The organism is Sphingomonas sp. EU05-FHT14C10, from assembly GCF_058790595.1.
The window spans coordinates 134,593-145,789 of the sequence record NZ_JBYTEN010000009.1; the positions used below are offsets into that span (position 1 = coordinate 134,593).

The following is an 11,197-nucleotide window of genomic DNA, read 5'->3' on the forward strand; positions in this document are numbered from 1 at the left end:
CTTGCGTCAGGGGGGCGCATGAGGTTCCGCCGCCTCAAACTGAGCGGGTTCAAGAGCTTCGTCGATCCGGCGGAGCTGAGGATCGAGCCGGGGCTGACGGGTATCGTCGGCCCCAATGGCTGCGGAAAATCGAACCTGCTTGAGGCATTGCGCTGGGTTATGGGCGAATCGAGCGCCCGATCGATGCGCGGCGGCGGGATGGAGGACGTGATCTTCGCCGGCACCGCGACGCGACCGGCGCGGAGCTTTGCCGAAGTCCAGCTGCTCGCCGAGCGCAGCCCCGACGAGGCAGTGGGGCCGGCTGGGATCGCAGCGGGAGACGAAGTGGAGGTCGTCCGCCGGATCGAGCGCGGGGCGGGATCGGCCTATCGCGTCAACGGCCGCGACGTGCGCGCCAAGGATGTCGCGCTGATCTTCGCCGATGCGGCGACCGGCGCGCATTCGCCCGCGCTGGTCAGCCAGGGGCGGATCGGCGCCGTCATCGCCGCCAAGCCGACCGAGCGGCGCGCGATGCTGGAGGAAGCGGCGGGGATCGCCGGGCTCCATGTCCGCCGCAAGGACGCCGAGCAGAAGCTGCGCGCGACCGAGGCCAATCTGACGCGCCTCGACGAACTGATCGCCGACATGGAGACGCGCGCCGGGCAGCTGAAGCGGCAGGCGCGGCAGGCCGAGCGCTACCGCCAGCTTTCGGGCGAGATCAGGATCGCAGAGGCGCGGCTGCTCTTCGCGCGCTGGCGCGAGGCGGCGGCGGCGGCCGACGCGGCCAAGGCCGAGGCGGCGGCGGCCGAGGAGAAGGTCCACCAGGCCGCCGAAGCGCAGCGCGCGGCGGCGGCGTGGAGCGCGGAGGCGGTCGCGAAGGTCGCCGGCGCGCGCAGTGCCGCAATGGCGGCGCGCGAACGGGCGAGCGAGGCGGGGCACGCGCTGGCTACGCTGCAGGCCGAACGCGCCGCGCTCGACCGACGGATCGCCGAGCTTGCCGAACAGACGCGCCGGCTGGCGGCCGACCGCGAGCGCGAAGGGGCGCTCGCCAACGATGCCGCCGAGGCGATCAGGGGGATAGCGGAGGAAAGCGCGCTGCTCGATGCGCGGATCGCGGCGGCCGAGAAGGGCAAGCCCGATCTGGCGAGCGGCGTGGCGGCAGCCGAGCTGGCGGCGCGCGATGCCGAGGTCGAGCTGGCGCGCGCCTTGTCGGCACAAGCGGCGGAGCAGGCCGACGCGCGCGTGGCGCAGGCGGCGCTGGCCGCCGCGCGGAGCCTGGCCGAACGCGCGGCGCGCGAATGCGAAAGACTGACGCAGGAAGCGGCGGGGCTGGGCGAGGAAGCGCCGCTGATCGCGGCGCGCGACAGCGCGGCGGGCACGCGCACGGCGGCCGAAGGCGAGGCGCAGGGCGCGGCGGCGCGGATCGAGGCAGGCGAGGCGGCGCGCGCCGCAGCCGCCGAAGCGCGCAGCGAGGCCGAGGGCGAGGGCGCGGCCGCGCGATCGGCGCTGGCGGCGCTCGAAGGCGAGACCAGGGCGCTCGAGCGTGCGCTGGCGGCGGGCGGTGGCGGCAAGGTGGCGTCGGTGCTGGCCGCGATGCGCGCCGCGCCGGGTTATGAACATGCGCTGGCGGCGGCACTGGGCGACGATCTGGAAGCCGGACTGGAGGGCGACCGCCGCTGGGCGGGAGCCGAGCGGCAGGACGGCGATCCGGCCCTGCCCGAGGGTGTCGAGCGGCTCGGCGATCATGTGCAGGCGCCGGCTGCGCTCGCGCGGCGGCTGGCGCAGATCGGCGTGGTCGATGCCGATGACGGACGGCCACTGGCAGTCGGGCAGCGGATCGTGACGCGCGGCGGCGCGCTGCGGCGCTGGGACGGCTTCGTGACAAGCGGCGAAGGCGCGGCGACGGCCGAACGGCTGGTGCGCGCCAACCGGCTGGCGGCGATCGAGGCGGCTTTGCCCGAGGCGCGCGGCGCGGTCGATGCGGCCGAGGCGCGGCTGGGGGCGGCGCGCGCGACGCTGGCCGAGGCGACGGGCGCGATCGAGGCGGCGCGGCAGGCGCGGGGCGAGGCGGAAAGCCGCGCGCGGCAGGCGCAGCGCGACGAGGATCAGGCGAACGCGGCGATCGAGCGGCTGGCTTCGCGCCGCGCCGAGATCGCCCAGCGCATTGCGCGCGCGGACGGCGAACGCGAGGAGGGCGCGCGCGAACTGGCGGCGGCCGAGACGGCGGTTGCGGCGCTTCCCGACGGCAGCGCTACGGCGAAGCTGGTCGAGACGCTGCGCGCGGTGAGCGAAGGCGCGCGCGAACGCGTGTCGCAACTGAAGGCCGAGACGGCGACGATCGATCGCGCGATCGCCTCCGACCGCGAGCGGCGCGCGGCGGCGGCGGCCGAGATCAAGAGCTGGCGCGCGCGCGCGGGCGAGGCGGCGAAGCGGATCGAGGACATGACCGCGCGTGCCCGCGCGGCCGAGGCGGAGGCGCTGACGCTGGTCGATGCGCCGGCACGGCTCGATGCGCGGATCGAGGCAGCGACCACCGAACGCGCGACAAGCGCGGAGGCCGCCGAGGCGCTGGCCGTCGCCGAGCGCGAGGCCGAAGCGAAGCTGCGCGAGGCCGAGGCGACGGCGGCGGCGGCGGGCGAATTGCTGGCGCAGGCGCGCGAGGCGCGTGCCGGGGCGGCGGCGCGCGCGGAGAATCAGGAGCAGCGGCGCATCGAGGCGGGGCGCGTATCGGGCGAGCGCTTCGAATGCCCGCCGGTGCTGCTGCCCGAGCGGATCGGCTTTGCGAGTGCCGACGTGAGCGATGCGGCGACGGAATCGGCGCGGCACGAGCGGCTGATGCTCGACCGCGAGCGGATCGGCCCGGTCAATCTGGTCGCCGAGCGGGAGCTGAAGGAGCTTGAGGAGACGCACGCGACCAATGTTTCCGAGCGCGACGAGCTGATGCAGGCGGTGCACCGGCTGCGCGGATCGATCGGCAGCCTCAACCGCGAGGGGCGGCAGCGGCTGCTGGCCGCGTTCGAGGCGGTGAACGGGCATTTCCGCCGCCTCTTCTCCACGCTGTTCAACGGCGGCGAAGCGTATCTGCAGCTTGTCGATTCGGACGATCCGCTGGAAGCGGGGCTGGAGATCATGGCGCAGCCGCCGGGCAAGAAGCTGGCGACGCTGACGCTGCTTTCGGGTGGCGAGCAGGCGCTGACCGCGGTCGCGCTGATCTTCGGCCTGTTCCTCACCAATCCCGCGCCGATCTGCGTGCTCGACGAAGTCGATGCGCCGCTCGACGACGCCAATATCGAGCGTTTCTGCGATCTGCTCGAAGCCATGGTCGGCGAAACCGAGACGCGTTACCTGATCGTCACGCACAATGCGGTGACGATGAGCCGGATGCACCGGCTGTTCGGCGTGACCATGGTCGAGCAGGGGGTGAGCCGGCTCGTCTCGGTCGATCTGGGCGGGGCCGAACGGCTGCTGGCGGCCGAATGAAGGCACAGTTCTGGCCGCTGCCCAAGATCGCGACGGCACCCTTCTGCCCCGCCGAGGTGCAGGGATCGATCAATGTGCCCAGGGGCGCGTCGGCGCTGAAGCGGGCGGCGCTGTTCGCCGGGCCGGGGCTGCTCGTCGCGGTCGGCTATATGGACCCGGGCAACTGGGCGACCGACATCGCGGCGGGTGCGGCCTTCGGCTATGCATTGCTCTTCGTCGTGATGCTGTCGAGCCTGGCCGCGATCCTGCTCCAGACGCTGGCGCTGCGGCTGGGGCTCGCGGCCGATCGCGATCTCGCACAGGCATGCCGCGACCGTTACGGGCATCGCACGCGGATCGCGCTGTGGGCGGCGGCCGAACTGGCGATCATCGCGACCGACGTCGCGGAGGTGCTGGGCGCGGCGCTGGCGATCAAGCTGCTCTTCGGGTTGCCGATGATGTGGGGCATCTGCCTGACCGCGCTCGACCTGCTGCTCGTGCTCGGCCTGCAGGGGGCGGGCTTCCGGCGGATCGAGGCGATCATCGGCGCGCTCGTCGCGATCATCGGGCTGTGCTTCCTCGTCGAGCTGGTGATCGCGCGCCCCGACGGCGCGGCGATCGCGGCCGGGCTGGTGCCCGATTTCCGGCGGCTGGCCGATCCATCCGCGCTCTATCTTGCGATCGGCGTGGTCGGCGCGACGGTGATGCCGCACAATCTCTACCTCCACTCGTCGATCGTCCGCACGCGCACGATCGGGCCAAACGATGCGGCGAAGCGCAAGGCGATCGGGCTGGCGACGACCGATACGACGGTGTCGCTATTGCTCGCCGCGCTGGTCAACGGCGCGATCATGGTGCTGGCGGCGGCGCTGTTCCACGACAGCGGCAATCAGGGCGTCGCCGACATCGCCGAGGCGCATCGGCTGCTCGAACCGCTGACCGGCGCGGCGGCGGCCGGGCTGCTTTTCGCCTTCGCGCTGCTTGCGTCGGGGCAAAGCTCGACCTTCACCGGGACGATCGCCGGGCAAGTGGTGCTCGAGGGTTTTCTCGACCTCAGCATTCCCTGCTGGCAGCGGCGCGTGATCACGCGCGTGCTGGCGATCCTGCCCGCGCTTGCCGGCATCTGGCTGCTCGGCGAGGGATCGGTCGGCCGTCTGCTCGTGCTGTCGCAGGTGGTGCTGTCGATCCAGCTGCCCTTCGCCATCTGGCCGCTGATCCGCGTGACCAGCGACCGGCGGGTGATGGGTGTGTTCGTGACGCCCTGGCTGGTGGCGGCGATCGCCTGGCTGTTGTTCGCGGCGATCGTCGCGGCCAATATCTGGCTCTTCTATGCGGAGCTGTTCGGATGAAGCCTGTTCATGTCGTCTTCCTGCTGTTTCCGAGCGTGACGCAGCTCGACCTGACCGGGCCGGCGCAGGTGCTGTCGCGGCTGGGCGCGGCGAAGATCGATCTGGTGTGGAAGACGCGCGATCCCGTGCCGACCGACGCGGGTTTCGACCTGCTGCCGACCGCGACGCTGGATGACGTCAAGACGGCGGACATCATCTGCGTGCCCGGCGGCTTCGGCACCGTCGCGGTCATGGAGGACGGGGCGGTGCTCGACTGGCTGCGCGCGGTGGCCGCAAGCGCGGAGTGGGTGACGAGCGTGTGCACGGGGTCGCTGGTGCTCGCCGCCGCCGGTTTGCTCGACGGCTATCGCGCCGCCTGCCACTGGGCGTCGCGCGAGCAGCTTGGCTGGTTCGGGGCGGAGCCGGTGGCCGAGCGCGTGGTGTTCGATCGCAATCGCGTGACGGGCGGCGGGGTGACGGCGGGCATCGATTTCGCGCTGGCGCTGACCGCGGCGATCCGCGGCGAGGCGCATGCGCGTTTCGTGCAGCTCAGCCTCGAATATGATCCCGCTCCGCCCTTCGACAGCGGATCGCCCGACCGCGCCGACGCAGCGACGATGGAGCGTTATCAGGCGATGGTCGCGAAACATGCGCCCGACCGCGCGGCGAAGGTCAAAGCCATCGCCGCGCGCAGACGCGGCTGAGGATCAGCGCGGAGCGTCGACTTCGGGGGTCTGCTGCTGTTGCTGCTGCTTGCGCTCCTGCTGCGCCTGGCGGAGCATTTTCTGGTAGCAGCCCGTCCAGCCGCCGGCTCCGACCGGCGAGCAGCTGCCCGTGCCCGTGGATCCCGAATATTCCATGCTCTGGACGCGGTTTGCCCAGGGCTGATCGGCGGGCGGCAGTGGATTGCCGCGGAATTCCTTGGGGATGCGGTAACGCTCGCTCTCCGGCGCGCGGACGCAGATCGTATCGCGCGGGCAGGGATCGTTGCCGAAGATGGTGAGGACGCGATCGGTCGACTGTGCCTGAACCGGCATGATCGGAAGCACGGTGAGGCCGATCGAAAGCGCGGCGGCGACGAGGAGCAGTTTCATAAGGCGGGTTCCATCCAGTCTCTGGCGCCAACGCGCGGGGTGCAGTTCATATCCGTTTGGAAAGAGCGATGGCCGCGCGGCAGCCGAGCCGGATCGCGCCGCTGAGCAGCGGATAGGCCGGCGCGCGCTCGGCGCCCGCGGCAAGGGCCGCGTCGCGATGCTCGACTTCCTCGGCGCGGAAGTCGGCGATCGCCTCCGACAGCGCGGGATCGCTGTCGCCGAGCCGCTCAAGCTGCTCGCCATAATGATTGTCGATCTCGGTCTCGATCGCGGCGGTGCAGGCCATCGCGGCTTCCGGCCCCATCGCCGCCGTCACCGCACCAAGCGCGAAGCCTGCCACGTCCCAGAAAGGCTGGAGCAGGGTAGGGCGCACGCCGCGCTCGGCGATCATCGCGTCGAAATGGGCGCGGTGGCGCTCCTCCTGCGCGGCCATGCGCGCGATCGACCGGGCCATGGGATGACGATCGCCCATAACCGCGAGCTGCCCCGCATAGATGCGCGTCGCGCCAAATTCGCCTGCCTGATCGACGCGCAGCATCGATGCACTGTCGGCCCCGCGCTCGCCCGGTCTGGTCATCAGCGCCTGCTCCTCCTGCCCAGCAGGATGAAGATGGCGACGGCAGAGGCAAGCGAAAAGATGGCGTTGAACCCGGCAAGCGAAATGCCGAACAGCGTCCATTGCGCCTGATCGCAGCGGATCAGCGGCGTCGCCATGATGTTAGCGAGGATGTCGGCCGAGCTCCTGCCTGCCTCAGGCGCGATCGAGCAGCGCGTGACGCCTTCCCACCAATGATATTCGACGCCGGCGTGGAAGACGCCGATCGCGCCGCTGATCAGGATCGCGATTCCAGCGAGCAGGACGAGCGGGCGGCTGACCGGCCCCTTGCGGAACAGGATGGCGAGCAGCGCCAGCGCGATCGCCGCCATGTGCGGCCAGCGCTGCCACCAGCACATCTCGCACGGATAAAGGCCGAAGCCATATTGCGAAACATAGGCGCCGCCGAGCAGCAGCACAGGCATGACGAACGCGATCAGCCGCGCGGTCGAAAGGGAAGGAGATCTCATCGGCCTGCCTGTCTTCGCCGCCCGGCGGGTGCGCCAGGCGGGCGTGGTGTTCAGCGCTTGCCGGCGCTTGCGGTGCGCGTCTGCGCCGGCGGCAGCGCGCCGATGCGGCGGACCGTCTTCAACGCATAGTCGAGCTGGAAGTCGTCGATCTTAGCTTTCTTCAGATCCTCCGCCGTGGCGGTGAAGCGCGGATCGGGCTTGGTGTCGTCTTCCAGCACGCTGTTGTCGACCTTCGCCTCGTTGATCAGGTGGCGGCGCAGATCATCCTCGCGGAAGCGCGGGCGCGTCTTGTAATCGGGATCCGAAAGCTGCGGCACCTTGATGTCGGGCTCGATCCCGCCTTCCTGAACCGAGCGGCCCGAGGGGGTGTAGTAGCGCGCCGTGGTGAGGCGCAGCGCGGTGTTCTGGGAGAGCGGCAGCAGCGTCTGCACCGATCCCTTGCCAAAGCTGCGTTCGCCCATGACGAGCGCGCGGTGCTGGTCCTGCAGCGCGCCCGCGACGATCTCTGCCGCCGAGGCCGAGCCGGCATCGACGAGGACGACAATCGGCAGGCCATGCGAATCGTCGCCGGGCTTGGCATAATAACGCTCGATGTCGCCCTTCTCGCGGCCGCGCTGCGAGACGATCTCGCCATGATCGAGGAAGGCGTCCGACACCTCGACCGCCTGATCGAGCAGGCCGCCGGGGTTGGAGCGCAGATCGACGACATAGCCGATCGGGCGATGGCCGAGCGCCTTGTCGATCCCCATCAGCGCGGCGCGCACGTCGGCGCCGGTATTCTTGGAGAAGCTGTTGATGTTGATGTAGCCGACGCCGTCCTTCACTTCCCACTTCACCGGCTTGAGCTCGATGACTTCGCGGGTCAGCGTGACGTCGAAGGGCTTGTCGCGGCCGGGGCGGACGATGGTGAGCTTGACCGTGGTGCCGGGCTTGCCGCGCATCTGGCCGACCGCCTCGTCAAGCGTGCCGCCATAGAGCAGCGTGCCGTTGAGATGCGTGATATAGTCGCCAGCCTTGATGCCCGCGCGATAGGCCGGGGTGTCCTCCGACGGGGCGATCACCTTCACCGCGCCGTCCTCCATCGAGACGGTGAGGCCGAGGCCGCCGTAATTGCCGTCGGTCTGGGTGCGCATATTGTCGAAATCCGACGCGTCCAGATAGGAGCTGTGCGGATCGAGGCTGGCAAGCATCCCGTCGATCGCGCCCTTGATCAGCTTCTTGTCGTCGACCTTGTCGACATAATCGACGCGCACGCGCTGGAAGACGTCCATGAACACGTCGAGCTCGCGGAAGGTCTGGCTGTCCACCGCGGCGAAGCCGGCCGTGGCTGCGGGGATCATGGCGATCGCGGAGACAAGCGCGGTGGCACGGAAGAGGGGGCTACGGAACAACGACTTGGGCATTGATGGACGGTCCTTGGGCGAACTTGAAGCGACGTTACAGCGTTTCCGCGCGATTCCCAAACGGGAGTTGGGGATTTTCAGGGGGTCATCCGGCCATCCGTGCGATGTCGACGGGATCGCTGCCGCGGCGAAGCTCGACGGTGAGCGCGCGCTGCTCGGTGCCGGTGCGGCCGAGCGGGCTGCCCTGAACCACCGTGTCGCCGACCGCGACCGCCAGGCTGTCGAGCCCGGTGAGCAACGAGGTCCAGCCGCCGCCATGATCGATGATGACGATCTGGCCATAGCCGCGATAGGCGCCCGAATAGACGATGCGCCCGCCGGCGGGGGCGATAACCAGCGCGCCGGGCGCCGTCGCGATCGTCAGCCCGCGCGAGCGCACGCCGGTGCGCGAGACCTCGCCGAGCCCGGTGAGGACACGGCCGTTGACGGGAAGGCGATAGGGTGGCGCCTTCGCTTCGGCGGCAGCAGCTGTGGCGGCGGCGACGGGCATTGGTGCTTCGCCCGGGCGCGGTGGGCGAAGCAGGGGGCCGGGAAGCGCCGCTAGCGCATCGCGCCGCGACGCCTGCGCGCCCAGCTCGTCCATCAGATCGGCGAGGTCGCGCGCCTGCTCGCCAAGCGCGACGGCGCGGTCGGCCTCGAAAGCGGCATCGTTGCGCAGCGTCTGCGAGCGGCGGCGATGCTCGACGGCGGCGGTGGCGAGCTGCTGGCGCTCGGCCACCAGCCGCTGCTGGCCGGCGCGGAGCTCGGCGACCGACTGGTCGGCAAGGCGGCGCAGGCGGGCGGCATGATCGAGCTCGGCGCGGAGCCCCGCTGTGCGCTGCTCGATGACCGGGAGCATCGTCGCCAGCACCGCGCGGACATGGACGAGATCGGTGATCGTCCCCGGCTGGACGACGGCGAGCGCGGCGGGGCGGCGCGTCATCATCTGGAGCGCGGCGACGAGGCGGACGATCGGCCCCTGCCGCGCGGCAAGGCGCTCGCGCTGGACGGCGCGGAGCCGCTCGACGATCGCGACCTGGGCCTCGGCGGCGGCGATATCGGCTTCGGATGCCTGGATGCGCGCGGCGATCGCTGCTTCCTCGGCGCGCGCCCTGGCGGCGGCATCGAGCTGGCGGCCGGCCTCGGCGACCATCGCCTGCGATCGCGCCGCCGCATCGGCCGATTCGGCGCGCGCGCGATCAAGCTCGCGCCTTGCATCGGCGATGCTTTGCGCGGCGGCCGCCGAAAAGGCGGTGAGCGTGGCGGCAAGCGCGAGCGCGGACAGGGCGGGAGCGGGCGCGCGCTTCATCATCCCTCGCGGTGATAGGGGTGGCCGGCGACGATGCTCGTCGCGCGCCAGATCTGCTCGGCCAGCATCGCGCGCGCCATCATGTGCGGCCAGGTCGCGCGGCCGAAGGCGAGGAGAAGGTCGGCCTCGTCGCGCAGCGTCTCGTCATGCCCGTCGGCCGCGCCGATCATGAAGCGCGCCTCGCGCCGGCCGTCGTCGCGCCAGCGCTCGAGGATACGGGCAAATTCGGTCGAGGGCAGATCGCGCCCCTTTTCGTCGAGGACGACAAGCGCGGTGGCGGGCTCGCGCGCCGGAAGCCTGCCGCCCTGATCGGGAAGCTCGGTGATCCGCCAGGGCCAGGCGACGCGCTTCATATAGCGATCGACCAGATCGGCCTCAGGGCCACGCCCGATCTTGCCGCGCGCGATGATGTGCAGCAGCAAGCCCGGATCAGGCGTTCGCGGCGGGTGGCGCGGCAGCCGGCGCTTCGCCGAACGCCCACATGCGCTCGAGATTGTAGAAGCTGCGCACTTCGGGGCGGAAGAGGTGGACGATCACGTCGCCGGCATCGATCAGCACCCAGTCGGCGGTCGGCAGCCCTTCGATCCGCGCGTTGCGGCCGAACTCGGACTTGATCCGATCGGCGAGCTTGTGCGCCATCGAAGCGACCTGCCGGGTCGAACGGCCGCTGGCGATCACCATATGATCGGCGATGCTGCTCTTGCCCTCGAGCGGGATCGAGATCGTGTCCACCGCCTGATCGTCGTCGAGCGAGGCAAGGACGAGCTGATGCAGAGCCGCGACCGAATCAGGGTCGGGCGATTTCGGGACCGGGGACTGTGAAGCCAATGGGGTTCCTCAAACAGGGGGGTGAAGCCGGCGCCGCGCGCCCGGCCGGAAACGTGAAGACCAATCGGGATTCTGCCGCCGCAACAGGGTGGCTGAAGTCGGATCGGGGCGAAAGCGCAACAGCACGAGCGCCGGCGTTCTCCACTTCGTCCATCTCTTTACCTCGGCTGCGGGCCGGACGGAGCGACGCAGCCAGCCCATCGCGGGCACCGCGTGAGCATGTGCATCATAACCCGGACGCGCGATTACGGCAATCGGCACCATGCGGGCGATCTTCCGCCAATCGCGCCACAGGTGGAACTGGTCGAGATTGTCGGCGCCCATCAGCCAGACGAAGCGGCGCTTGGGATAGCGGCGGATGAGCTTGCGCAGCGTATCGGCGGTGTAGCGCGTGCCCAGCCGCGCCTCGATATCGGTGGCGCGGATCCGCGAGCGCCGCGCCATCGCACGCGCCGAGGCAAGGCGCGCGGCAAGGGGCGCCATGTCGGTCGCGCCCGCCTTGAGCGGATTGCCGGGCGAGACCATCCACCACAGCTCGTCGAGCCCGAGCGCGTCGATCGCATGGAGGCTGATCGCGCGGTGGCCGCGATGCGCAGGATTGAAGGAGCCGCCGAGCAGGCCGGTAAGCGTCATCGCGCCAGCAATGACGCCTGTGGCGGCCAAATCAAGATTTGGTTTTGGGTGTTGATGTTGAGGCTGCACCGGCCCGCTCCCCCACCCGGCCTCCCATCCAGGATACACTCTGTGGGAGGC

At 70.6% G+C, this 11,197-nt stretch carries 11 protein-coding genes; 3 read left to right on the forward strand and 8 right to left on the reverse strand.

Translation table 11 applies throughout. The features are described from left to right. Window positions 1–18 precede the first annotated feature (18 nt). The 3 genes from AC3WT0_RS11215 to AC3WT0_RS11225 are packed head-to-tail and all read left to right on the forward strand — an operon-like array spanning window position 19 to window position 5,470. Window positions 19–3,459, forward strand: coding sequence for a chromosome segregation SMC family protein (locus AC3WT0_RS11215; protein ID WP_492753633.1), 3,441 nt, complete (start codon window positions 19–21; stop codon window positions 3,457–3,459). Continuing rightward, a complete protein-coding gene (locus AC3WT0_RS11220) occupies window positions 3,456–4,787 on the forward strand; it encodes an Nramp family divalent metal transporter (RefSeq protein ID WP_492753634.1) in 1,332 nt (443 codons plus the stop codon). The genes AC3WT0_RS11215 and AC3WT0_RS11220 overlap by 4 nt, the downstream gene beginning before the upstream one ends. Then, complete coding sequence (locus AC3WT0_RS11225) at window positions 4,784–5,470, forward strand: DJ-1/PfpI family protein (RefSeq protein WP_492753636.1); 687 nt, start codon at window positions 4,784–4,786, stop codon at window positions 5,468–5,470. The genes AC3WT0_RS11220 and AC3WT0_RS11225 overlap by 4 nt, the downstream gene beginning before the upstream one ends. A 3-nt stretch (window positions 5,471–5,473) precedes the next feature. On the opposite strand, the gene AC3WT0_RS11230 is transcribed toward AC3WT0_RS11225, so the two are convergent. The 8 genes from AC3WT0_RS11230 to AC3WT0_RS11265 form a co-directional block, all read right to left on the reverse strand. Continuing rightward, window positions 5,474–5,860, reverse strand: a complete 387-nt coding sequence (locus tag AC3WT0_RS11230; RefSeq protein WP_492753637.1) for a hypothetical protein — start codon at window positions 5,858–5,860, stop codon at window positions 5,474–5,476. A gap of 46 nt (window positions 5,861–5,906) precedes the next feature. Continuing rightward, entirely contained in the window at window positions 5,907–6,437 is a 531-nt protein-coding gene (locus AC3WT0_RS11235; protein WP_492753639.1) for a demethoxyubiquinone hydroxylase family protein, read from the reverse strand. Beyond that, window positions 6,437–6,925 (reverse strand): disulfide bond formation protein B, encoded by a 489-nt coding sequence (locus AC3WT0_RS11240; RefSeq protein ID WP_492753640.1) that lies wholly within the window; start codon window positions 6,923–6,925, stop codon window positions 6,437–6,439. Before AC3WT0_RS11240 ends, AC3WT0_RS11235 begins: the two co-directional genes overlap by 1 nt. Before the next feature lie 50 nt (window positions 6,926–6,975). After that, entirely contained in the window at window positions 6,976–8,328 is a 1,353-nt protein-coding gene (locus AC3WT0_RS11245) for a S41 family peptidase (protein WP_492753641.1), read from the reverse strand. Between the two features lie 85 nt (window positions 8,329–8,413). After that, window positions 8,414–9,616: a murein hydrolase activator EnvC family protein gene (locus AC3WT0_RS11250; protein WP_492753642.1), complete on the reverse strand. Its 1,203-nt coding sequence runs from the start codon at window positions 9,614–9,616 to the stop codon at window positions 8,414–8,416. Next, window positions 9,616–10,038, reverse strand: coding sequence for a 23S rRNA (pseudouridine(1915)-N(3))-methyltransferase RlmH (locus tag AC3WT0_RS11255; RefSeq protein ID WP_492753644.1), 423 nt, complete (start codon window positions 10,036–10,038; stop codon window positions 9,616–9,618). The genes AC3WT0_RS11250 and AC3WT0_RS11255 overlap by 1 nt, the downstream gene beginning before the upstream one ends. Window positions 10,039–10,045: 7 nt before the next feature. Continuing rightward, a complete protein-coding gene (rsfS, locus tag AC3WT0_RS11260; RefSeq protein ID WP_492753645.1) occupies window positions 10,046–10,444 on the reverse strand; it encodes a ribosome silencing factor in 399 nt (132 codons plus the stop codon). A gap of 9 nt (window positions 10,445–10,453) precedes the next feature. Beyond that, window positions 10,454–11,077 (reverse strand): nicotinate-nucleotide adenylyltransferase, encoded by a 624-nt coding sequence (locus AC3WT0_RS11265; RefSeq protein WP_492753646.1) that lies wholly within the window; start codon window positions 11,075–11,077, stop codon window positions 10,454–10,456. Between the last annotated feature and the right edge of the window lie 120 nt (window positions 11,078–11,197).